Source organism: Streptomyces krungchingensis (assembly GCF_054729265.1).
In genome coordinates this window covers 5,909,540-5,931,293 of record NZ_JBPUKY010000001.1, presented here as the reverse complement: position 1 = coordinate 5,931,293, position 21,754 = coordinate 5,909,540, and the positions used below count along the sequence as shown (strand labels likewise).

Genomic DNA, 21,754 nt, shown 5'->3' with positions numbered 1-21,754 from the left:
CGGTTGATCATGGCGCAGGGCGAGGTGCTCGAATTCGAGGAGTACGTCCGTACCCGGCAGGACGCGCTGCTGCGCAGTGCCCGCCGCCTGGTCCCCGACCCGGTCGACGCGCAGGACCTGCTGCAGACCGCGCTCGTGCGGACGTACGGCCGCTGGGACGGCATCGCGGACAAGCGGCTGGCCGACGCCTACCTGCGCCGCGTCATGATCAACACCCGGACCGAGTGGTGGCGGGCCCGCAAGCTCGAAGAGGTGCCCACCGAGCAGCTTCCGGACGCCAGCGTCGACGACTCCACCGAGCAGCACGCGGACCGCGCGCTGCTGATGGACATCATGAAGGTTCTCGCTCCCAAGCAACGCAGTGTCGTGGTGCTGCGACACTGGGAGCAGATGTCCACGGAGGAGACGGCCGCCGCCCTCGGCATGTCGGCCGGAACGGTCAAGAGCACGCTGCACCGGGCGCTGGCCCGGCTCCGCGAGGAGCTGGAGAGCCGCGACCTCGCGGAGCGCGGCGCCCGCGCGCTCGAACCGGGTGAGGAGCGGGAGCGTTGCGCGGCCTAGAAAGTCGGGCCAGTCAGGTCCTGAAGGCGGGGAGCACGGCCACGGCCGTACTCACCGCCCTCGGCCTTTTCGTGAGCGCCTGCGCCACCGGTGGCACCGGCGCCCGCGACGAGGGCCCGGCGGGCGGCGACGCCGTCGCGAAGGGCGCCGCCACGCCCACCGCCGCCGCTTCTCCGACCAAGGCGGCTCGGCGTGTCGACGCCGTCCGGCTGGTCAAGAACGACCCGGGGGTCAGCACGGCGGTCAAGCGCGACCTGAAGCCGTGCGTCGGCGACGAGTACCCCGTCGACGTGTCGTACGGCAACCTCACCGGAAGCTCCTCGAACGACGTCGTGGTCAACGTGATGACCTGCGGCGACGCCGTCGGCATCGGCTCGTACGTGTACCGCGAGGCCAACGGCAGGTACCAGAATGTGTTCAAGGCCGAGGAACCGCCGGTCTACGCGGAGATAGACCGCGGCGATCTGGTGGTCACCCAGCAGCTGTACGAGAAGGGCGACCCGGTGTCGTACCCCTCCAGCGAAGAAGTGATCACCTACGGCTGGTCCGCGACCCGCTTCACCGAGGAGTCCCGGATCCACAACGACTACAGCAACGCGGTGGGCGGCGCCGACTCGCCCTCGCCCGAGGCGAACTGAGAACAGGCGGAGCAGACGGATGGCAGAGCAGACCCACGTCCTGTTCGTCGAGGACGACGACGTCATCCGGGAGGCCACGCAACTCGCCCTGGAGCGCGACGGCTTCGCGGTGACCGCCATGCCCGACGGACTGTCGGGCCTGGAGGCGTTCCGTGCCGACCGCCCGGACATCGCCCTGCTGGACGTGATGGTCCCCGGGCTCGACGGCGTCTCGCTGTGCCGCCGCATCCGGGACGAGTCGACCGTCCCCGTGATCATGCTGTCCGCGCGCGCCGACTCGATCGACGTCGTGCTCGGCCTGGAGGCCGGCGCCGACGACTATGTGACCAAGCCCTTCGACGGGGCCGTCCTGGTCGCCCGCATCCGCGCGGTGCTGCGCCGCTTCGGGCACGCCAACGGCGGGCGGGGCGCGGCGGCCGACGAGCCGGCCCCGGTGGACGGCGGGGTCCTCGCCTTCGGCGATCTGGAGATCGACACCGAGGGCATGGAGGTGCGCAGGAGTGGTGTGCACGTGGCGCTGACGCCCACCGAGATGCGGCTGCTGCTGGAGTTCTCCGCCGCGCCGGGTACGGTGCTGAGCCGCGACAAGCTGCTCGAACGTGTGTGGGACTACGGCTGGGGCGGTGACACCCGCGTCGTCGACGTGCATGTGCAGCGGCTGCGTACGAAGATCGGCCAGGACCGGATCGAGACGGTCCGTGGCTTCGGCTACAAGTTGAAGGCCTGAGCAGGGGTATGCGGGGGATATTTCGGCGTCCGGGGTCCGGTGAGCCGGCCGGGCGCCCGGTTCCGGGCGGACGGGCGGACGCGGGCCCGGTTCCGGGCGGACGGGCGGACGCGGGCCCGGTTCCGGGCGGACGGGCGGATGCGGGCCCGGTTCCGGGCGGACGGACGGGTACGGGCCCGGTTCCGGGCGGACGGACGGGTACGGGCCCGGTTCCGGGCGGACGGACGGGTACGGGCCCGGTTCCGGGCGGACGGACGGGTACGGGCGCGCGGCCGCGTCCCGGCGGTGCAGCGGACGACGGCTCCGACTCGGGCACGAACATCCGCACCGGCATCCGCTGGAAGCTGAGCACGGCGATCGCCCTGGTCGGCGCGCTCGTCGCGATCGCGCTGAGCCTGGTCGTGCACAACGCGGCCCGGGTGTCGATGCTCGACAACTCGCGGGATCTCGCGGACGAGCGCATCCAGCTCGCCCAGCGCATGTACGGACCCGGCAGGCCGCCGCCCTTCGGGGCCAAGATCGACGACCCGTCGATACCCAGTGACCTGCTGGAGAGCGTCTCGCACGGCCGGCGGGCCACCTACATCTCCGAGGGCACGCACGGGGTGCCGGACATCTGGGCCGCGGTACCGCTCAGGGACGGCCGGGTGCTGTCCTGGCACGAGCGGTTCACCGACCGCAACGCGGACGTCATGAAGGACCTCGACCAGGCCCTCATCATCGGGTCCATCGCGGTCGTGTTCGGCGGCAGCGCGCTCGGCGTGCTCATCGGCGGCCAGCTGTCGCGCCGGCTGCGCAAGGCCGCGGCCGCCGCGAACCAGGTCGCCAAGGGCGACACCGACGTACGGGTGCGGGACGCGATCGGCGGTGTCGTGCGCGACGAGACCGACGACCTGGCGCGGGCCGTCGACGCGATGGCGGACGCGCTCCAGCAGCGCATCGAGGCGGAGCGCCGGGTGACCGCCGACATCGCCCACGAGCTGCGCACGCCGGTGACCGGGCTGCTGACGGCGGCGGAGCTGCTGCCGCCCGGCCGTCCCACCGAACTCGTCCGGGACCGGGCGCAGGCCATGCGCACGCTCGTCGAGGACGTCCTGGAGGTCGCCCGCCTCGACGGCGCCTCCGAGCGGGCCGAGCTGCAGGACATCATGCTCGGCGAGTTCGTCACGCGGCGCGTGGCGGCGAAGGACGCGGGTGTCGAGGTGCGCGTGGTCCACGAGTCGGAGGTCACGACCGACCCGCGGCGCCTGGAGCGTGTCCTGTTCAACCTCCTCGCGAACGCCTCCCGGCACGGCAGGCCGCCCGTCGAGGTCACGGTCGAGGGCCGGGTCATCCGTGTCCGCGACCACGGCCCCGGCTTCCCGGAGAAACTCCTCGCCGAGGGCCCGAGCCGCTTCCGTACGGGCAGCACCGACCGCGCCGGCCACGGGCACGGGCTGGGCCTCACGATCGCCGCGGGGCAGGCCCGGGTGCTCGGGGCCCGGCTGACGTTCCGCAACGTACGGCCCGCCGGGGCTCCGGACGACGTGCCCGCGGAGGGCGCGGTCGCGGTGCTGTGGCTTCCGGAGCACGCCCCGACGAACACCGGGAGCTATCCGATGCTGCCGTCGGCCTCCGGCAAGTGACGGTGCGGCGGCCCCGGAACCCTCACCGGCCGGGGCCTGCCGCGGCGGGCGGGGGCACGCTCAGCAGCCGAAGTCCTTCGAGAAGTCGAGCTCCTCGCTGCGCTGGGTGAGCGAGTACCAGTTGCCGTTGTCGTCGCGGAAGATCGCCTCGATTCCGTACGGCCGCTCCTGGGGGTCCTGGAGGAACTCCACTCCGCGCGCCTTGAACTTCTCGTAGTCACCGCGGCAGTCGTCGGTACGGAAGGCGCCCGCGCCCAGCGCGCCCTTGCCGACCAGCTTCTTCAGCGCCTCCGCGGACTCCGGGTCGAGCCCCGGGCCGTCCAGGCTCATCAGCGCGAGCTCGACGTCCGGCTGGTCCTTGGCCCCCACGGTGATCCACCGCATGGGCCCCATGGCCAGGTCGTTGCGCACCTCGAAGTCGAGCTTCTCGGTGAAGAAGGCCTTGGTCCGCTCCTGGTCGAACGTCCAGACGGTGGTGATGCCCAGGCCCTTGATCATGGCTCTGCTCTCCTGTCGTCCACTGCTGCCCGTCCGGCACCAGCTCCTGCTCGCCACCGTAGGCGCGGGCCGGCTCAGGGTGCTTCTTCAGAGTTGCGGTCCTCGGCGGGCGGGGAAGCGGCCCTGTGCCGGAAGCCGCCCGCCCACAACATGGCGTAGCAGCCGGGGATGAGGGCGGCCCCCTTCCGCACGTGCTTCGTGCGGTACTCGCTCGGTGTCAGACCGGTCCACGTCTTGAAGCTCGCCGAGAAGGTGCCGAGGCTGCTGAACCCGACCAGGTGGCAGATGTCGGTGACCGAGAGGTTCGCCGTGCGCAGCATCTCCTCCGCCCGCTCGATGCGGCGGTGCGTCAGATACTGGCCGGGCGTCTCGCCGTACGCCGCCTTGAAGGCGCGGATGAAGTGATAGCGCGAGTACCCGGCGTGCGCGGCCAGCGCGTCGAGATCGAGGCCGGGCTCGGCCCAGTCCCGGTCCATCGCGTCCTTGGCCAGCCGCAGCTGCCGCATCCTGTCCACGCTCCCGATGGTGGCACGCGGCACCGACACCGCCGCGGCCGTCGCCCGGCGGCGCCGGAGCGCCCGGTCCCTCACGGGCCGGGGCCGGAGACGGGAGAAGGCCCCCGGGGCGGACAACGCCGGGGGCCTTCGGTCCGAGTACGCGCGGAACTCGGGTGGATTTCGCCGAATCCCGGAGCTCGCGGATCTCGGGTGGAGTTCGCCGGACTCCGGAGCTCGCGGAACTCGTGGGGTTCGCGGAGGGGGTCAGACCGCCTCGGCGATGCTCGCCGCGGGGGTCGCGTCCTGCGCCGCGTCGTCCGGCTTGGGCGCGCCCGCTCCCTTCAGCGGGACCTCCTTGACGAACACCGCGGCGACCAGCGCCACCACCGCCACCACGGAGCCGAGCAGGAACGCGGAGTGCGTACCGGAGGACACCGCGTACTGGTAGGCCTCGCGCGCCGCGGCGGGCAGCTTCGCCAGGCTGGCCGCGTCGAGCTGCGCGGACTGCTCCGTCACCTTGGAGCCGAGCGCTCCGGCCCGCTCGGCCATCACGTCCTGCACCCGGTGGTTGAACAGGGCGCCCATGATGGCGACGCCGAAGGAGGAACCGAGGGTCCGGAACAGGGTGGTCGAGGAGGACGCGACACCCATGTCCTTCATCTCCACGCTGTTCTGCGCGACCAGCATGGTGATCTGCATCAGGCAGCCCATGCCCGCGCCCAGCACCGCCATGTACAGACCGGAGGTCAGGCGGGTCGTCCCGGTGTCCATCTGGGCGAGCAGGAACAGGCCGACGATCATCAGGACGCTGCCGACGAGCGGGAAGACCTTGTAGCGGCCGCTGTTGGTGGTGACCCGGCCCGCGACCATCGACACCGCGAGCATCGCGCCGAGCATCGGCAGGAGCAGCAGACCGGAGTTGGTCGCGGACGCGCCCTGCACGGACTGCTGGTACAGCGGGAGGAAGAGCACCGCACCGAACATCACGAAGCCGGTGATGAAGCCGATGACGGACATCAGGGTGAAGTTGCGGCTGCGGAAGATGTGCAGCGGCATGATCGGCGCGGCGGCGCGGGTCTGCCAGAAGACGAAGCCGACGAGCGCGGCGACGCCGATGCCGATCAGCTCCATGATGCGCGCGGAGCCCCAGGAGTACTCGGTGCCGCCCCAGGTGGTGACCAGCACGATCGACGAGATGCCGAGCGCCAGCAGGCCGGCGCCGAGGTAGTCGATCTTCGCCTGGACCCGCTTCCTGGGCAGGTGCAGCACGGCGCTGACCGCGAGGAGCGCGACGACGCCGAGCGGAAGGTTGATGTAGAAGGACCAGCGCCAGCCCCAGTGGTCGGTGATGGAGCCGCCGACCAGCGGGCCGAGGATCATGGCGAAGGCCATGACGCCGGCCATCATGCCCTGGTACTTGCCGCGCTCCCGCGGCGGGATCAGGTCGCCGATGATCGCCATGACGCCGACCATGAGACCGCCGGCGCCGAGGCCCTGGACGGCGCGGAAGCCGATGAGCTGCCCCATGTCCTGGGACATGCCACTGAGCGCGGAGCCGATCAGGAAGATCACGATCGAGGTCATGAAGGCGCCCTTGCGCCCGTACATGTCGCCGAGCTTGCCCCAGATCGGGGTCGAGGCGGCGGTCGCGAGCGTGTACGCGGTGACGACCCAGGACAGGTGCTCCAGCCCGCCCAGTTCACCAACGATCGTGGGCATGGCCGTGCCCACGATCATGTTGTCGAGCATCGCGAGCAGCATCGCGATCATGAGCGCGAGCAGTACGACCCGTACGCTGCGCGGCTGTTTCCCGCCGTCCTCGGCGACCGGTGCGGCCGCTGCCGTGTTGTCCGCCATCTTTTTCCCACTCCCCTGAGTACCGCCGCCGCCCTCTGGTGCGGCCGCCGCCCCTCGACTACTTACTTGCCGACCGGCAAGTTGACTACACTCAGGGAAACTAGACCCCTAACTAGCCGGGCGTCAAGTAAGTTTAAGTAGTTTTACCAGCCGGTCGACAGGTAAGTTTTCAGGGAGCGCGAGGAGTAAGAGGATGGGCGGCACCATGGACGGCACCAAGCGACAGCGCCGCGGCGACACACGCCAGCGCATCCAGGACGTGGCCCTCGAACTCTTCTCCGAGCAGGGCTACGAGAAGACCTCGCTCCGCGAGATCGCCGAGCACCTCGACGTGACGAAGGCGGCGCTCTACTACCACTTCAAGACCAAGGAAGACATCCTCATCAGCCTCTTCCAGGACCTGTCCCGGCCCATGGACGAGCTGATCGAGTGGGGGGCGCAGCAGCCGCGCACGCTGGCGACGAAGCAGGAGATCCTGCACCGCTACAGCGACGCCCTCGCCGAGGCGGCCCCGCTCTTCCGCTTCATGCAGGAGAACCAGGCGACGGTGCGCGAGCTGCGCACGGGCGAGGACTTCAAGGACCGCATGATCCGGATGGTCGACCTGCTCAAGGAACCGGACGCCGACCTGAAGGACCAGGTCCGGTGCATCAGCGCGCTCTTCTCCATGCACGCCGGGATGTTCGTCCTCAAGGACGTCGAGGGCGACCCCGAGGACAAGCGCAAGGCGGTCCTGGAGGTCGCGATCGACCTGGTGACGCAGGCCAACGGCGGCGCCCGCACATGAGGCCGGGCGCCCCTTTCGGGACGCCCGGCCACACCTACGGGATGATCACCCTGTGGGGGTCAGGTGATCAGACGACGACACCCTGAGCGCGCAGGAAGGCGACGGGGTCGATCGCGGACCCGTAGTTCGGGGTGGTCCGGATCTCGAAGTGCAGGTGCGGGCCGCTGGAGTTGCCGGTGTTGCCGGACAGCGCGATGTGCTGACCGGTGCCGACGACCTGGCCTATCCGCACGTCGATGCGCGACAGGTGGGCGTACTGCGAGTACGTGCCGTTGCCGTGCTTGATGACGATGGCGTTGCCGTACGCGGGGCCGTCACCGGCGCCGTTGGGGCCGGCCTTGACGACGGTGCCGCCGTGCGCGGCGACGACCGGGGTGCCCTGCGGCACGGCGAAGTCCTGGCCGGAGTGCTTGTGGGCCCACATGCCGCCGGCCTGGTTGAAGCTGGCGGACAGGGCGTAACGCTTCACCGGGTCGACCCAGGAGGCGCCCTGCTTGGCGGCGACGGACTTGGCCTGGACAGTGTTCGCGGCCTTGACGGTGCCGGCACTGTTCACGCCGGTCTCGGCGGCGCTCGCGACCCCGGCGCCCAGTACGGCCGTGGCTCCGAGGCCCACGGCCAGGACGGCGGCCCGGGTGCGAATCAGGGACGTACGGGACTGACGGGACGTGACGCGCTTCGACATGTGATGACCTCGCGAGAACGGGGACTGGGACTCGGGAAACCGCCCGGTGGACATGTCGTCCGGCGAGCGGCCCATCACCTTGGTAACCCGCCACCCCACAGACCCCCAAACAGTGTGACCTACGACGTTAGGTCGTACTTCACCCAAAAACTTGATGAACCTTGACAGTTCGGACATCCCGTACCGGATCTGTCGTTTTCCTCCGTCGAAACACGGTTTAACCGCACTTCGGAGGGCTGCCCCCGCTGGAAAAAGCCCCTCACGGCCCTTCGACCCCGCGGCGCGCGGACCATCCCGAGAGCTCTGGGTCAAAGGTCCTGAATGTCCGTTTCGCTCTGTCCACTAGGCAGGTTAGTACCGGACAAAACGCCTGTGCGCCATGTCACCGGACGGCAAGATCAAGCCCCCCGGGAATGTGACCGGGGCTACGCTGCTTGCCTGGTTCAGGGCTCTTGGGGGAGGCCGTATGGATCCGTCGTTACTGGGCACGAAACTGGCGTCGAGCCTCATCGCGCCTCTGGTCAAGAAACTCTTCCGGCGCGACGGCCCGGGAGCCGGCCTCGTGGACGAGCCGGTACGCCTCTCGGCCCTGGTCTCCTTCCGCGGAGAGAAACGCACGCTCACCGAGAAGGACGTCCACCGCCTCGCCGCCCAGCTGGTCCGGGCGGCGCTCGACTCACCGGGCGAGCGCCCCTTCCCTCCCGACGAGGAGACCGCGGTCACGGACGCGCTGTCCCGCAAACTGCTCGCCCTCGGCGACCTCGACATGGACGACGTCCAGGCCGTCCGGCTCGGCCACCGCGAACTGGCCCGCAAGCTCCACCACCGGGCCCCCACCGGTGACCTCTCCGCCGACGCCTCCTACTTCCTCGACTCCCTGACCGAGTGGGCCTGCGTCCACGTCATGCACTTCTTCACCCAGCGCTCCACGTTCGTGGCGCGCACGCTGGTGGAACAGACCCGCCTGCTGGCCGAGCTCGTGGCGAAACTCGACGAGCTGATCACCCGGGTCCCGCGGCCCGACGCGCGCGACACCTCGTTCGAGCGCCGCTACCTCGCCTATGTCGCCAAGAAGCAGGGGCAGCTCACGATCTACGGGATCGACCTGACCAACTCCCCCGGCAAGTGGCCGCTGGACGCCGCGTACCTGAGCCTGGAGGCGACCGCCCCGCGCAAGCGGCTCCTCGGCTATGTGCGGCCCCACACCTTCATCACCTCGCGCCCCGGCCTCGGACGGAACGACGGCACACCCGGTGAGACCGCCGGCCCGGCAGCCGGGGAGGCCGCCGGCACCGCACCCGCGGAAGAGGCGCCCGGCACGCACCCGCCCACGACCGCCCCCGACCGGCGGCCCGCCGGCACGGACCCCCGTGGCCCACGGGCGATCCCGGCCCCGGCGAGGACCGAGGCGGGCCGGCGCCACCTCGAACGCTTCGACTCGCGCCCCGCCGACCAGGCCCTCGCCGCCCACGAACGCGTCCTGCTGCGCGGGGTCGCCGGCTCCGGCAAGACCACCCTCGTCCAGTGGCTGGCCGTCTCCGCCGCCCGCTCGGCACCGGAGGGCCCGATGTCGTACCTGCACGAGAGGGTCCCCTTCGTGCTCCCCCTGCGCACCCTCACCCGGCACGGGGAGCGGCTCCCCGTGCCGGACCGCTTCCTGGAGGCCACCGGCTGCCCGCTCGCCGCCGGCCAGCCGGAGGGCTGGGCGGACCGGGTCCTCGGCTCCCGGCGCGGACTGGTCCTCGTCGACGGCATCGACGAGGTGCCCGACGCCGAACGGGAGCGGACCCGTGCCTGGCTCAGCGACCTCATCAGCGCCTATCCCGGCAACCGCTGGCTGGTCACCTCACGGCCCTCGGCGGTGCGCGAGAACTGGCTCACGGACGACGACTTCGCCGAGCTCACCCTCTCCGCGATGAGCCCGGCGGACGTCGCCGCGTTCATCGAGCGCTGGCACACCGCCGCACGGATCGGCAGCCCGGACGAGGACGAGGCCCTCACCACGTACAAGAGCCAGTTGCTGACCGCCGTACGCAGCAAGGGGGATCTCGGCCGGCTGGCCACCAACCCGCTGATGTGCGGGCTCATCTGCGCGCTCCACCGCGACCGGCGCGGTTATCTCCCGCAAGGACGCAAGGAGTTGTACGAGGCCGCGCTCACCATGCTGCTGACGCGCCGGGACCGGGAGCGCGACATCCTGACGCTCGAACTGCAGCAGGAGCCGCAGACCCAGCTGCTCCAGCGGCTCGCGTACTGGCTGATCCGCAACGGCCGTACCGAACTCGACCGCGAACGCGCCGAGCAGATCATCGAGGAGGCCCTCCCCTCGGTGCCCGCCGCCGCAGCCCTGGGCGACGCGGCGGCCGTCTTCCGCCATCTGCTGCTGCGCAGCGGCCTGTTGCGCGAACCGGCCCCCGGCGCCGTCGACTTCATCCACCGCACCTTCCAGGACTATCTGGGAGCACGAGCGGCCGTCGAGGTATGGGACATCGGCCTGCTGATCGAGCACGCGGCCGACGACCAGTGGGAGGACGTCATCCGGATGGCCGTGGCCCACAGCAGGCCGCGCGAACGGGCCGACATCCTGACGGAGTTGCTCGCCGTGGGCGACCGGACCACGGACGTTCCGGTGCGCAACCGGGTGTTCCTGCTGGCCGCCGCCTGCCTGGAGCACGCCGCCGAACTCGACCCCGCCGTCCGGCTCGCGGTCAAGGAACGCACCGGCACACTCATCCCGCCGTCCACCTCGCAGGAGGCCGTCGAGCTCGCCACCGTCGGCCCCCTCGTCCTGGACCTGCTCCCGGGGCCCGAGGAACTCAGCGTCGAGGAGGCCGGCGCCGTCGTCGCGACCGCGCTGCACCTGGCGTCGGACGCGGCGATCCCGTACCTCACCCGATTCGCCCGCCACGACTCCCCGCGGGTCCGCGACCGGATCGTCAGAAGCTGGTCCCGGTTCGACACCGAGCGCTTCGCCCGCGAGGTCATCGCCCAGGTCGACCCGCACGAGGTCTACTTCCTGGTCACCGAAGCCGCACAGCTGCGGGCACTGCGGGCGCTGGGCGGGCGCCCCATGGTGGACGTCCAGGGCGACCTGCCCGCCGACCAGTTACGCGCATACGTCTCGGAAGTCCCGCCGACCCATCTGTGCATCCGGAGCAACAGCACCCTCACCGACGTCTCCTTCCTCGGCGGGGCGACGACGCTGACCCGCCTGGAGATCGACGCCTGCCCGCACCTGACCGACCTGTCGGCCCTGACCGGACAGACCATCGAGGCACTGATCCTCAGCGACCTGGGACCCGAGCCGGACCTGCGCCCGCTGGCGACGCTGCGCCACCTGAAGGAGCTGACCTTCGGTTTCCTGCTCGCGAGCGGCTGGCCGGCGGACACCCGGTTCCTGCACGGCTGGTCGGCCGTCGCCGCACTGCCCGAACTCGTCCATCTCCAGATGAGCGTGAGCCTGTTCGCGCTGTGCCCGGACTTCCTGGAACTCCCCGGCGTCACCGACCTCTTCCTCCTCGACGACATGGCCGGGACCCTCGACCTGGAGAGAGTCCCGGCCGTTTTCCCGCACCTGACGAAGCTGCACATCATCGGTGACGTCACCACCCGCGGCCGCCTGGACGTCTCCCCCCTGAAGGCCGCCCATGGCCTGCGGGAGCTGCTCGTCGTCCCGGGCGGGGAGGGCGAGTTGTGCGGCGCCGACCAGCTCCCGGAGCGGACCGTCGTCCATCAGCCCCAGCGCCACCTCGGCGGAACGACCTGGACCCAGCAGACGTAGCCGCCCGGTGTGCGGCGCGGCCCGCAGCACGAGGAGCCGGACGTCACCGGCGTCCTGCCCGAACCAGCAAGAGGGAGACCATGAGCAACCCCGACGAGACGCGCATCGGACTGTCCGACGCCGTGCGGAGCATCCGCGACGAGCTGCTGCTCGCGTCGCGCAACGCGGCCGGACAGGACATCGTCTTCGAACTGGGCGACATCCAGATGGAGTTCACCGTGGAGCTGCGCAAGGAGGTGAAGGCCGGCGCCAAGGTGCGCGCCTGGGTGGTGGACGCGAACGTCGACGGCACCCGCACCGGCAGCCGTACGCACAAGGTGTCCTTCACCCTGCGGGCCCAGGACGCCCGGACCGGCGCGCCGCTGAAGGTGAGCAACGAGACCGAGGGAAGTGTCGACGCCTTCGGCCGCGGCTCCTCCGCGGCACCGTGATGCTGCGCTCGGCGGCCGAACGGACCGTGGTGGTCCTGGCGGGCTCGCAGGGCAGCGGTGTGATGCTGTCCCCGCGCCTCGTGCTGACCAGCGCGCACGTCCTGCGCGACAAGGAATGGATCCGCACGGTCCATCCGGACAGCGAGCGGCCGATCCCGGGCCGGACGATCTGGCGGGACGAGGAGAGCGACGTCGCGCTGCTGCTCACCGGGGAGGAACTGGTCGCCCCGGAGAAGTGGGCGCTCGCCCGGCTGCGTTGGGGCGTCCTCGACACCACGGACCCGCTGCCCGGCTGCCAGACCGTCGGCTTCCCCGCCGTGGGACGGTACGGGCCCGAGCAGCACCTGGAGTTCGACCAGCTGACCGGGACCGTGCTCCCCATGGCGGGGCGGATCCGGTCGACGCTGGTGTGCGAGTTCGACAGACCGCCGGTCGCCCCGCCCCGGCGCGGGGAGTCACCCCTCGCCGGACTGTCCGGGGCGCCGGTGTTCGCCGGGGCCGTCCTCATCGGCGTGGTGACCGAGGTCCCGGACGGCCGGGACCACCGCCGCGTCGAGGCCGTACCCGTGTCACGCGTCCTGGAGGCGCCGGACTTCCCCCGCCATGTGATGGGCGCCGAACCCGGCCATGTGCCGCCCGTCCTGGAGCCGGTGTCGGGATTCCACCTCCGGGACGAGGAGTTCGAGCGGCACTACGCACGCGCGCTGCGGACCCGCTACCGAAAGATCGAGATCTTCGGGATCGACGAACTCGGCACCACCGAGACCACCTGGGACCTCGACACCGCCTATCTGAGCCTGGAGGCCGTCCCCACCGCACGCCCCTCCGGTCCCACCCCGGCGCAGGACTCCGTCGCCATGCCGCGCCGGGTCAACGACCTGCTCGCCGACCGCCCGAGGACCCTGCTGCGCGGCGAGGCCGGAGCCGGCAAGACCACCCTGGTGTGGTGGCTCGCCTCCCACGCGGCCTGCGGGGCACTCGGCCACGAACTCGCCGAACTGAACGACCTGGTGCCGTTCGTCGTCCCCATGCGCAGCCTGCCCACCCTCGGCATGGCCTTCCCCTCGCCCCAGCAGCTTCCCTCGGTCGCCGAACTCCCCCTCGACGGCGTCCCCGAGGGATGGGCACGCCGCGTGCTGGAGGCCGGCCGCGCCCTCATCCTGGTCGACGGCATCGACGAGGTGCCGCCGGCCGAGCGGGACGCGGCACGGCGCCGTCTCACCGACCTGCTGGGCATGTACCCGCACAACCGCTGCCTGGTCACCGTGCGGCCCCTCGCCGTCGCCAGCGACTGGCTGGCCTCGGAACACTTCGAGGAACTCCGTCTGCTGCCCATGCGGGACGACGACATCCTGGCCTTCTCCATGGCGTGGCACAACGCGGCCCGCCTCGAATGCGCGGGCTTCCGCGACGCCCACCGGGCCGCCGCCGAGCACGAGAACCTGCGCGCCCTGGAACAGGCCCTGGAACGGGAGTTGCGGCACAACACGACGCTGCGCTCACTGGCGCGCACCCCGCTGCTGGCCGGCGTCGTCTGCGCGCTGCACCGCCGCCGCAGGGGGTTCCTGCCCGAATCCCGCTGGTCCCTCTACAACGCCGCCCTGACCATGCTCCTCGGCGGCCGGGACACCCTGCGCAGGGTCGGCGCGCCGGAGGGCATCAGCCTGGGCGTCGAGGAGCATCAGCAGCTCCTCCAGACCATCGCGGCGTGGCTCGCGCGCAGCGGGCACGTCGAGTTCACCCACGCCCAGGCGGCACGGCAGATCGAGCTCGCGATGCGCGGCATGCCCCAGGTCCGCGACCAGGGCACCCCGCAGGACGTACTCGTCCACCTGCTCAACCGCAGCGGCCTCCTCCAGGAACGCAACGAGAAGGTCGTCCAGTTCATCCACCGCACCTTCCAGGACTACCTCGCGGCGAAGGAGCTCCAGGAGAGCGACGGCCTGGGCGAGCTGCTGCAGCACGCGGCCGACGAACAGTGGCAGGACATCGTCCTGCTGGCCGTCGGCCACTGCCATCGCGGCGAAGTCCGGCGTCTGGTCGAGGGGTTGGTGGAACGGGGCGACCGGGCCGAGGACGGCAGGACCCGCGGCGACATCCACGTCCTGGCGGCCCGGTGCGCGATCAGCGCGGTGGTGCTGGACGAGGAGGTGCGGGAACAGATCGCCGACCGCGTCCGGGCGCTGATCCCGCCGGCCGACGCCACCCTGGCCGCCAAGCTGACGTCCCTGGGCGCGTACGTACTGCCGCTCGTCCCCGGCCCCGAGGAGCTGAGCGCCGAAGAGGCCGAAACGGTGGTGCAGTTGGTCCGCGACATCGGGGGCCCCGCGTCGATGCCCCTGCTCCGGCGGTTCGCCCCGCACTCCTCCCCCGAGGTCCGCGCCGTCCTCACCACGGCGTGGCCGCGCTATCCGGCGGACGACTACGCCCGTGAGGTCCTCGCCCACATGGACCTGGCGGACGACCGGGTCATCGTCGTCGACAACGGCATGACGGCGGCGCTGCGTCACTGCGGGCCCATCGGCCGGCTGGTCGTGGACACACCGCTCGACGACGGAGAACTCCGCGCGTTCCTGCCGCACGAAGGCATCCGTGAAATCGAAGTCGTCGACAATCCCCGCCTGGTCTCCCTCTCCTTCGCACGGCAGGTGTCCGGGCTGACTTCCCTGCGGCTCACCGGCTGCCCGCGGGTGCGGGACCTGTCCGCGCTGGAAGGCCTGGCGCTCACCTCGCTGGGGCTGGAACTCCACGAAGTCCGGAAGGCGGATCTGGCTTCCCTCCAGCGCCTCGAACGGCTCACGTCCCTGTCGTTGGTGGGAAGTCTTCTCGACAGCGATATCCCTTTGCCCGCCGGACATCCGAACGTACGGAATCTGCGCGTCGCCAGTCAGATACCGATAGTGATCAACGAACTCGGTCAGTGGCCTTTGCTGGAGGAACTCGTCGTACAGGGCGACTGCGACGCCCACTCACTGCTCCTCGCGGCTTCGAGGGCTCCTTCACTCCACAGCCTGGACTTCTCGCTGCCTTCTCTGTACCTGCCGCGGCAGATCGAGCCGCCCAGTATCGAAGGTCTTGAGTTGCTTCCCCGCAAACCGCGCGAACTCGACCCCTTGCCCGGAATTCGAAGTCTGACGCTGAGATCGGTGGGCCGCGGCGGTTCCGCGGTGGATCTCGCCCGGGTATTTCCCTCGCTCGTCCGTCTCACCCTCCACTACCCGCGGAACGCCCCGATCGACCTGTCCCCGCTGAGCCGGCACCCCGGGCTGGTGATCGAGGCCAATGGGCGCGTACTGAGGCCCGGAGAGTTCTAGGGGGCTTCGTTCAGGCCCGGGCTGGTCCGAACGAAACCCCCTGGGGCCCTTGCCGCGCAAAAGGGTGGCCCCCCGGAACCGTGGTTCCGGGGGGCCACCCTGGTGACGCCCGGTCGGGCGCCGCTGTCATGCTCCGCGCGGGCGCGGTGTCACGCGTCCTTGCTCAGGTTCGGTCCGGCACCGCCGGCCGCCTGCTCGATCGGCGGGACGTCGGGAAGCGCGGACTTCTCCTCGCCCCGGAAGGTGAAGGTCTTGGCGTCGCCCTCGCCCTCCGTGTCGACGACCACGATGTGGCCGGGACGCAGCTCCCCGAAGAGGATCTTCTCGGAGAGGACGTCCTCGATCTCGCGCTGGATGGTCCGGCGCAGCGGCCGGGCGCCCAGGACGGGGTCGTACCCCTTCTTCGCGAGGAGCGACTTGGCGGTCGGGCTGAGCTCGATGCCCATGTCCCGGTCCTTCAGCCGCTCGTCCACCTTGGCGATCATGAGGTCGACGATCTGGATGATGTCTTCCTCGGTGAGCTGGTGGAAGACCACCGTGTCGTCGACACGGTTCAGGAACTCCGGGCGGAAGTGCTGCTTCAGCTCGTCGTTGACCTTGGCCTTCATGCGCTCGTAGCCGGTCTTGACGTCTCCCGCGGCCGCGAAGCCGAGGTTGAAGCCCTTGGAGATGTCCCGGGTACCGAGGTTGGTCGTCATGATGATGACCGTGTTCTTGAAGTCCACGACCCGGCCCTGGGAGTCGGTCAGACGACCGTCCTCCAGGATCTGCAGCAGCGAGTTGAAGATGTCCGGGTGGGCCTTCTCCACCTCGTCGAACAGGACGACGGAGAACGGCTTGCGACGGACCTTCTCGGTCAGCTGGCCGCCCTCTTCGTAGCCCACGTATCCGGGGGGCGAACCGAAGAGACGCGACACCGTGTGCTTCTCGCTGAACTCCGACATGTCGAGGGAGATCAGCGCGTCCTCGTCACCGAAGAGGAACTCGGCGAGGGTCTTCGAGAGCTCGGTCTTACCGACACCCGACGGGCCCGCGAAGATGAACGAACCACCGGGACGCTTCGGGTCCTTCAGACCCGCTCGCGTACGACGGATCGCCTGCGAGAGCGCCTTGATGGCGTCCTTCTGCCCGATGACCCGCTTGTGGAGCTCGTCCTCCATGCGGAGCAGACGCGAGGACTCCTCCTCGGTCAGCTTGAAGACCGGGATGCCGGTGGCGGTCGCGAGGACCTCGGCGATCAGCTCGCCGTCGACCTCGGCGACGACGTCCATGTCGCCGGCCTTCCACTCCTTCTCCCGCTTGGCCTTGGCGGCCAGGAGCTGCTTCTCCTTGTCGCGCAGGGACGCGGCCTTCTCGAAGTCCTGCGAGTCGATCGCGGACTCCTTGTCGCGGCGGACGCCGGCGATCTTCTCGTCGAACTCGCGGAGGTCCGGCGGCGCGGTCATCCGGCGGATGCGCATCCGGGAACCGGCCTCGTCGATCAGGTCGATCGCCTTGTCCGGCAGGAAGCGGTCCGAGATGTACCGGTCGGCCAGGGTGGCGGCCTGCACCAGTGCCTCGTCGGTGATGGAGACACGGTGGTGCGCCTCGTACCGGTCGCGCAGACCCTTGAGGATCTCGATGGTGTGCGGCAGGGACGGCTCCGCGACCTGGATGGGCTGGAAGCGGCGCTCCAGGGCCGCGTCCTTCTCCAGGTGCTTGCGGTACTCGTCAAGCGTGGTCGCACCGATGGTCTGGAGTTCACCGCGCGCCAGCATCGGCTTCAGGATCGAAGCGGCGTCGATGGCGCCCTCGGCGGCACCCGCACCGACCAGCGTGTGGAGCTCGTCGATGAACAGGATGATGTCGCCGCGGGTGCGGATCTCCTTGAGCACCTTCTTCAGGCGCTCCTCGAAGTCACCGCGGTAGCGGGAGCCGGCGACCAGCGCACCGAGGTCCAGGGTGTAGAGGTGCTTGTCCTTGAGGGTCTCGGGCACCTCGCCCTTGACGATGGCCTGGGCGAGTCCCTCGACGACGGCGGTCTTGCCGACGCCGGGCTCACCGATGAGGACCGGGTTGTTCTTGGTACGGCGGGACAGCACCTGCATGACCCGCTCGATCTCCTTCTCGCGCCCGATGACCGGGTCGAGCTTGGACTCACGAGCGGCCTGGGTGAGGTTCCGGCCGAACTGGTCGAGGACCAGGGACGTGGAGGGGGTGCCCTCGGCAGGACCGCCGGCCGCGGCGGTCTCCTTGCCCTGGTATCCGGAGAGCAGCTGGATGACCTGCTGCCGCACCCGGTTGAGGTCTGCGCCCAGCTTGACCAGGACCTGGGCGGCGACGCCCTCGCCCTCACGGATCAGGCCGAGCAGGATGTGCTCCGTGCCGATGTAGTTGTGGCCCAGCTGAAGGGCCTCGCGGAGCGACAGCTCCAGGACCTTCTTGGCACGGGGGGTGAAGGGGATGTGACCGGACGGAGCCTGCTGGCCCTGGCCGATGATCTCCTCCACCTGCTGGCGGACCGCCTCAAGCGAAATGCCGAGGCTCTCCAGGGCCTTTGCGGCGACACCTTCACCCTCGTGGATCAGGCCCAGGAGGATGTGCTCGGTGCCGATGTAGTTGTGGTTGAGCATCCGGGCTTCTTCCTGAGCCAGGACGACAACCCGCCGCGCGCGGTCGGTGAACCTCTCGAACATCGTTAATCGCTCCTCAGAGCGGTCAGGCAGTAAGGGGACGCTCCCCTCCCTGTCCTTCCGCAGCTTAGTCCCGCAAGCGGGGACCGCTCATTCCAACTGCCGACACCGTCCTTGGCCTCCTGACCCCGAACGCCGACATATGCTCCAACCCGATGGTGCGAGACGATGTTCCCGCAGGCCAGGCAGATACCCTCTCCAGCTGTACGCCGATGGCGAACGTGAGGTGCCCGAACCATGCGTGTCGCCGCTCCCACTAGGGATGTCTTACCCGCACGCACTGACACTCCATGCCGCGCGCACCGGTTCCCTCCGCTATGGGCGAACATCCTTGCGCCGCCGACCGGCCTCGCGCGCCCCCTGAACCGGCACTCTGCGCATTCACCGGAATACACAGCGTAACCTGCGGCGGCTTCCGGCGGTTGCTCCTGTCATGGTCCCCACCGTCCCTCTCCCTCGCCGGCCGCTCGGCCCGGACGATCCGGTGCGGCACTGGTACGAGAACGAACTGGGGTGGACGGCAGTGCCCGGCCGACCGCTGCGGCTCGTCACCGGGCTGCGGTTCGACGTCCTGGAGGTCCCGGCGGAGGCGGGGTACGCGGCGCTGCGGCATCTGGGTCCCACGTCTCCGGTGGCCCTGCGCGGCGGGCGGATGCTGCTGCTGGCGGCCGCGGGCAGCGCTGACGAGCTGCCCGGCCTGCTCGACTGGCTGGAGTGGGGGGATCTGCCGCTGGACCTGACGGCCATCGGTGCGGGCGGGAGCATCGAGGCCCCGGCGCCTCCATGGGGCGCCGACGGGCCGCCCGCCGGCTGCACGGCCGGGCCATCGCCCGGGCCCGGCACCGGGGCGTCCGCGGCACCTGCGGAGGAGCGGGCGGCCGGGGCCGTCACACGGCCCGCGCCGGGGGCGGGAACACGCCTGGGCTCACGAAGGGCCGCCGTCTGGCTGCGGCCCCCGGAGCCCGGCTGCGAGGTCGAGCCGGCGCTGCCGACACTGTCGGCCCTGGGCGGCCGAGCGGTCGGAGGGGGCGGTGGGGGCGCCCCCGATCTCGTACGACTCGTGGACACGATGGCGACGCACTGCCATCGCGTGAGGCTGCGGCGCGCGTGCGCTCAGCCGTTGGCCTTCTCGTAGGCCTCGCGAATGGACGCGGGAACTCGGCCACGGTCGTTGACCTCGTAGCCGTTCTCCTTCGCCCAAGCGCGGATCTGCGCGGTGTCCTGGCTGCCACCACCGGAAGCGACGCGGGCCTTTCCGCGGCCTCCAGAAGCGCGGCCTCCGGTGCGACGGCCACCCTTCACGTAGGGGTCGAGAAGGCCACGGAGCTTGTCCGCATTGGCGGTCGTGAGATCGATTTCGTACGTCTTGCCGTCCAGCGCGAACGTCACGGTCTCGTCCGCCTCGCCACCGTCGAGGTCGTCGACAAGAAGGACCTGAACCTTCTGTGCCACCGGATTTCCTTTCATCGATAACTTCAGGGCCGGGGGTCTGCGGCGTCCACCCGTTTCGCCGTCCCCTGTTATATGCAGTACTGCAGTACGTCGGAAAGCAAACCGCTTTTGCTGGAAAAACACAAACCCCTGGAGGAGACTCACAGCGGTCCGACGGCCCGGAAAGGTGCGCGTTTCGGACATAGGGAACCTGGGCAGTGCACTCCGCCGGAATACCGGCGGGCGATCACAGATGCAGAAGCATCCGACTGTTGCCCAAGGTGTTCGGTTTCACTCGTTCGAGACCGAGGAACTCCGCGACACCCTCGTCATAGGAACGAAGGAGCTCCGCGTACACATCGGTGTCGACGGGCGTCTCCCCGATCTCCACGAAGCCGTGCTTCGCGAAGAAGTCGACTTCGAAGGTCAGACAGAAAACGCGTCGAACGCCGAGCCAGCGCGCGGTCTGCAGCAACTTCTCCAGCAACTGATGTCCGACCCCGAGGCCCTTGACCGCCGGGTTCACCGCGAGAGTGCGGACTTCCGCGAGGTCTTCCCACATGACGTGCAGCGCACCGCAGCCGACCACCTCGGCGTTGTCGTCGCGTTCCGCGACCCAGAACTCCTGGATGTCCTCGTAAAGCGTGACGGTCGCTTTGTCGAGCAGGATGCGGCGCCGGACGTTCTGGTCCAGGAGGCGTCGTACGGCCGTGACATCGCTGGTCCTGGCCCGCCGGACGGTGACGGCTTTTGCTGCGGCTTCCGGTCGCTCCGCCGAAACCCCTGCCTGATGCTCTGCGGGATGCTCTGCTGGCATGAACGGACGCTATCGCCCGTCGTCGCCCTCGGGGGCGGCGGGGCTCTCGTCCGCAGGGCCCCCCGGTGGGTTCTGCCCGGCGGGGGTTTCCGGCCCCTGGACCATACGCACGGCGTCCCGCAGGGCTTCGCGCTGTTCCGCCGACATCATGCCGAAGAAGGCGACGAGAGCGGCCGCCGGGTTGTCGCTCTGCGACCACGCGTCGTTCATCAGTGCGGCAGCGTAGGCGGCTCGGGTGGAGACCGCCTCATATCGATAGGCCCGGCCCTCCGCCTCGCGGCGCACCCAGCCCTTCTGATGGAGATTGTCCAAAACGGTCATCACCGTCGTGTACGCGATGGACCGTTCCTGTTGAAGGTCTTCCAGGACTTCCCGAACGGTCACCGGGCGGTTCCACTTCCACACCCGCGTCATGACCGCGTCTTCGAGTTCTCCCAATGGGCGAGGCACGCTCAGCACAATAGTGGGAGATAGGCGACAAAAAGGGCGTACGACTCGAAAAACGTATGAGTCGTACGCCCTGGTGTCCCGTCGAAGGGGCGGGAGCGGGCCGCGGGGGGCCAGGAGGGGCAGGTGGGACGCGTCGCGGGCGGGTACGGGCCCGCCCGGAACCGCGCCGGGCGGGGTCAGGCCCCGGCGTCCTTCGCGGGCCGGGGGGCGCCCTCCGCGCGGGCGAGGGCGGCGTCGACGACGGCGTCCTCCTTGGCCTTGTTGGCGCCGCCCTGGGTCTTCACGATCGTCACGATCAGCCCGATGAAGAACACGGCCATCACTACTGGGGGCACGAGCGCGGAGACGTAGTCCATGCCCCCAGAGTAGCTAGCCCGCCGCGAGCTGCTGCGGCGGGTTCGCCGGTGGCGGCGTGGGCTTGCGCCTCGGGGGGAAGACCTCGCCCGGGGTGGGGATGGGCCTGTCCGGTCGCGGCGACCGGTCCGGGGACTGCGGCTTCGGCGCGGCGGCGGGCCGCTCGGCCGGCTTCTTCGCGGGCTCGTCGGCCGCCCGGCCGCCGGGCAGCGCCAGCAGACGGGTGCGGGACTGCGGGACCACCGGGGCCGCGCGGCCCGCCAGGCGGGTGCGCACGTCCTGTTCGGCGAGAGTCCGGCAGCGGTCCAGGAGGGCGGCCGCCACGGGGTTGCCGCGCAGCGCCCGCAGCGCCGCGAGGTCGTCGGGGACGGGCCGGTAGCCGGCCACGAGCACCTCCTCCAGGAGGGCGAGGTAGCCGGCGGCGGAGCCCGGCAGCGCGGTTCGGTAGCGGCCCAGGTCGGCCAGCAGGAAGGCCCGGAGCCTGGCTCCTTCGTGGGCGGCCTCGTCGACGGACTCGGCCAGGCGGAGACAGTCCTGGACGTCCTCGGCCGAGGCGGGGCTGGGCTGCAGGGCGAGGGCGAGAGCGCGGCGGAGCACACGCAGCTCCTCCGCGCCGAACGCCATGCCGC

Annotated in this window: 19 protein-coding genes; 9 read left to right on the top strand and 10 right to left on the bottom strand. The window is 70.4% G+C overall.

From position 1 onward, the window contains the following. The first annotated feature begins 9 nt into the window (after positions 1 to 9). The 4 genes from ACSYGO_RS26115 to cseC are packed head-to-tail and all read left to right on the top strand — an operon-like array spanning position 10 to position 3,551. The gene (locus ACSYGO_RS26115; RefSeq protein WP_028799035.1) at positions 10 to 561 is read left to right on the top strand and encodes a SigE family RNA polymerase sigma factor; all 552 of its coding nucleotides are present in this window, start codon (positions 10 to 12) and stop codon (positions 559 to 561) included. After that, positions 549 to 1,199, top strand: a complete 651-nt coding sequence (locus tag ACSYGO_RS26110) for a hypothetical protein (protein WP_426679930.1) — start codon at positions 549 to 551, stop codon at positions 1,197 to 1,199. The genes ACSYGO_RS26115 and ACSYGO_RS26110 overlap by 13 nt, the downstream gene beginning before the upstream one ends. Before the next feature lie 19 nt (positions 1,200 to 1,218). After that, positions 1,219 to 1,926: a two-component system response regulator CseB gene (gene cseB / locus ACSYGO_RS26105; RefSeq protein WP_426679929.1), complete on the top strand. Its 708-nt coding sequence runs from the start codon at positions 1,219 to 1,221 to the stop codon at positions 1,924 to 1,926. A gap of 8 nt (positions 1,927 to 1,934) precedes the next feature. Next, positions 1,935 to 3,551 carry a two-component system sensor histidine kinase CseC gene (cseC, locus tag ACSYGO_RS26100; protein ID WP_460387814.1) on the top strand — a complete coding sequence of 539 codons (1,617 nt, stop codon included), beginning with the start codon at positions 1,935 to 1,937 and terminating at the stop codon, positions 3,549 to 3,551. 60 nt (positions 3,552 to 3,611) lie between these two features. Here the strand turns inward: cseC and ACSYGO_RS26095 are convergent, their stop codons facing one another. The 3 genes from ACSYGO_RS26095 to ACSYGO_RS26085 form a co-directional block, all read right to left on the bottom strand. Beyond that, positions 3,612 to 4,049 carry a VOC family protein gene (locus ACSYGO_RS26095; protein ID WP_426679927.1) on the bottom strand — a complete coding sequence of 146 codons (438 nt, stop codon included), beginning with the start codon at positions 4,047 to 4,049 and terminating at the stop codon, positions 3,612 to 3,614. Between the two features lie 74 nt (positions 4,050 to 4,123). After that, on the bottom strand, positions 4,124 to 4,555 hold the full coding sequence (locus ACSYGO_RS26090; protein ID WP_426679949.1) for a helix-turn-helix transcriptional regulator: 432 nt from the start codon (positions 4,553 to 4,555) through the stop codon (positions 4,124 to 4,126). 255 nt (positions 4,556 to 4,810) lie between these two features. After that, positions 4,811 to 6,403 (bottom strand): MDR family MFS transporter, encoded by a 1,593-nt coding sequence (locus tag ACSYGO_RS26085; protein ID WP_426679926.1) that lies wholly within the window; start codon positions 6,401 to 6,403, stop codon positions 4,811 to 4,813. 193 nt (positions 6,404 to 6,596) lie between these two features. Between ACSYGO_RS26085 and ACSYGO_RS26080 the strand changes: the two genes are divergently transcribed. Beyond that, positions 6,597 to 7,190, top strand: a complete 594-nt coding sequence (locus ACSYGO_RS26080) for a TetR/AcrR family transcriptional regulator (RefSeq protein WP_426679925.1) — start codon at positions 6,597 to 6,599, stop codon at positions 7,188 to 7,190. Positions 7,191 to 7,257: 67 nt separating this feature from the next. Here ACSYGO_RS26080 and ACSYGO_RS26075 read toward each other — a convergent pair whose 3' ends face one another. Then, positions 7,258 to 7,875 carry a M23 family metallopeptidase gene (locus ACSYGO_RS26075; protein ID WP_432189155.1) on the bottom strand — a complete coding sequence of 206 codons (618 nt, stop codon included), beginning with the start codon at positions 7,873 to 7,875 and terminating at the stop codon, positions 7,258 to 7,260. A 466-nt stretch (positions 7,876 to 8,341) separates the two neighbouring features. Between ACSYGO_RS26075 and ACSYGO_RS26070 the strand changes: the two genes are divergently transcribed. The 3 genes from ACSYGO_RS26070 (at position 8,342) to ACSYGO_RS26060 (ending at position 15,401) form a co-directional block, all read left to right on the top strand. Beyond that, positions 8,342 to 11,656, top strand: a complete 3,315-nt coding sequence (locus ACSYGO_RS26070; RefSeq protein WP_460387811.1) for an NACHT domain-containing protein — start codon at positions 8,342 to 8,344, stop codon at positions 11,654 to 11,656. An 80-nt stretch (positions 11,657 to 11,736) separates the two neighbouring features. Beyond that, positions 11,737 to 12,087, top strand: a complete 351-nt coding sequence (locus ACSYGO_RS26065) for a trypco2 family protein (RefSeq protein ID WP_426679922.1) — start codon at positions 11,737 to 11,739, stop codon at positions 12,085 to 12,087. Next, on the top strand, positions 12,087 to 15,401 hold the full coding sequence (locus tag ACSYGO_RS26060; protein ID WP_460387809.1) for an NACHT domain-containing protein: 3,315 nt from the start codon (positions 12,087 to 12,089) through the stop codon (positions 15,399 to 15,401). The genes ACSYGO_RS26065 and ACSYGO_RS26060 overlap by 1 nt, the downstream gene beginning before the upstream one ends. A 149-nt stretch (positions 15,402 to 15,550) precedes the next feature. Here ACSYGO_RS26060 and ACSYGO_RS26055 read toward each other — a convergent pair whose 3' ends face one another. Further along, positions 15,551 to 18,076, bottom strand: coding sequence for an ATP-dependent Clp protease ATP-binding subunit (locus ACSYGO_RS26055; RefSeq protein WP_095935746.1), 2,526 nt, complete (start codon positions 18,074 to 18,076; stop codon positions 15,551 to 15,553). Between the two features lie 430 nt (positions 18,077 to 18,506). Here ACSYGO_RS26055 and ACSYGO_RS26050 point away from each other — a divergent pair, with 430 nt between their 5' ends. Then, positions 18,507 to 19,208 (top strand): SCO3374 family protein, encoded by a 702-nt coding sequence (locus ACSYGO_RS26050; protein ID WP_460387807.1) that lies wholly within the window; start codon positions 18,507 to 18,509, stop codon positions 19,206 to 19,208. Here the strand turns inward: ACSYGO_RS26050 and ACSYGO_RS26045 are convergent. From ACSYGO_RS26045 to ACSYGO_RS26025, 5 genes are all read right to left on the bottom strand, one after another. Next, positions 19,187 to 19,525, bottom strand: a complete 339-nt coding sequence (locus tag ACSYGO_RS26045; protein ID WP_028799045.1) for a histone-like nucleoid-structuring protein Lsr2 — start codon at positions 19,523 to 19,525, stop codon at positions 19,187 to 19,189. The two genes, ACSYGO_RS26050 and ACSYGO_RS26045, sit on opposite strands and share 22 nt — an antisense overlap. Positions 19,526 to 19,751: 226 nt before the next feature. After that, entirely contained in the window at positions 19,752 to 20,321 is a 570-nt protein-coding gene (locus ACSYGO_RS26040) for an amino-acid N-acetyltransferase (protein WP_095935742.1), read from the bottom strand. A 9-nt stretch (positions 20,322 to 20,330) separates the two neighbouring features. Further along, on the bottom strand, positions 20,331 to 20,771 hold the full coding sequence (locus ACSYGO_RS26035; protein WP_426679919.1) for a BlaI/MecI/CopY family transcriptional regulator: 441 nt from the start codon (positions 20,769 to 20,771) through the stop codon (positions 20,331 to 20,333). A gap of 176 nt (positions 20,772 to 20,947) precedes the next feature. Next, positions 20,948 to 21,127 carry a hypothetical protein gene (locus ACSYGO_RS26030; protein WP_435224681.1) on the bottom strand — a complete coding sequence of 60 codons (180 nt, stop codon included), beginning with the start codon at positions 21,125 to 21,127 and terminating at the stop codon, positions 20,948 to 20,950. A 13-nt stretch (positions 21,128 to 21,140) separates the two neighbouring features. Continuing rightward, complete coding sequence (locus ACSYGO_RS26025; protein WP_426679948.1) at positions 21,141 to 21,749, bottom strand: hypothetical protein; 609 nt, start codon at positions 21,747 to 21,749, stop codon at positions 21,141 to 21,143. Between the last annotated feature and the right edge of the window lie 5 nt (positions 21,750 to 21,754).

What these genes read in the sequence shown, in the direction of transcription:
- ACSYGO_RS26115 (WP_028799035.1), top strand. Translation starts at nt 10, where the DNA reads ATGGCGCAGGGCGAGGTGCTCGAATTCGAGGAGTACGTCCGTACCCGG.
- cseB (WP_426679929.1), top strand. Translation starts at nt 1,219, where the DNA reads ATGGCAGAGCAGACCCACGTCCTGTTCGTCGAGGACGACGACGTCATC.
- cseC (WP_460387814.1), top strand. Translation starts at nt 1,935, where the DNA reads ATGCGGGGGATATTTCGGCGTCCGGGGTCCGGTGAGCCGGCCGGGCGC.
- ACSYGO_RS26095 (WP_426679927.1), bottom strand. Translation starts at nt 4,049, where the DNA reads ATGATCAAGGGCCTGGGCATCACCACCGTCTGGACGTTCGACCAGGAG.
- ACSYGO_RS26090 (WP_426679949.1), bottom strand. Translation starts at nt 4,555, where the DNA reads ATGCGGCAGCTGCGGCTGGCCAAGGACGCGATGGACCGGGACTGGGCC.
- ACSYGO_RS26085 (WP_426679926.1), bottom strand. Translation starts at nt 6,403, where the DNA reads ATGGCGGACAACACGGCAGCGGCCGCACCGGTCGCCGAGGACGGCGGG.
- ACSYGO_RS26080 (WP_426679925.1), top strand. Translation starts at nt 6,597, where the DNA reads ATGGGCGGCACCATGGACGGCACCAAGCGACAGCGCCGCGGCGACACA.
- ACSYGO_RS26075 (WP_432189155.1), bottom strand. Translation starts at nt 7,875, where the DNA reads ATGTCGAAGCGCGTCACGTCCCGTCAGTCCCGTACGTCCCTGATTCGC.
- ACSYGO_RS26070 (WP_460387811.1), top strand. Translation starts at nt 8,342, where the DNA reads ATGGATCCGTCGTTACTGGGCACGAAACTGGCGTCGAGCCTCATCGCG.
- ACSYGO_RS26065 (WP_426679922.1), top strand. Translation starts at nt 11,737, where the DNA reads ATGAGCAACCCCGACGAGACGCGCATCGGACTGTCCGACGCCGTGCGG.
- ACSYGO_RS26060 (WP_460387809.1), top strand. Translation starts at nt 12,087, where the DNA reads ATGCTGCGCTCGGCGGCCGAACGGACCGTGGTGGTCCTGGCGGGCTCG.
- ACSYGO_RS26055 (WP_095935746.1), bottom strand. Translation starts at nt 18,076, where the DNA reads ATGTTCGAGAGGTTCACCGACCGCGCGCGGCGGGTTGTCGTCCTGGCT.
- ACSYGO_RS26050 (WP_460387807.1), top strand. Translation starts at nt 18,507, where the DNA reads ATGGTCCCCACCGTCCCTCTCCCTCGCCGGCCGCTCGGCCCGGACGAT.
- ACSYGO_RS26040 (WP_095935742.1), bottom strand. Translation starts at nt 20,321, where the DNA reads ATGCCAGCAGAGCATCCCGCAGAGCATCAGGCAGGGGTTTCGGCGGAG.
- ACSYGO_RS26030 (WP_435224681.1), bottom strand. Translation starts at nt 21,127, where the DNA reads ATGGACTACGTCTCCGCGCTCGTGCCCCCAGTAGTGATGGCCGTGTTC.
- ACSYGO_RS26025 (WP_426679948.1), bottom strand. Translation starts at nt 21,749, where the DNA reads ATGGCGTTCGGCGCGGAGGAGCTGCGTGTGCTCCGCCGCGCTCTCGCC.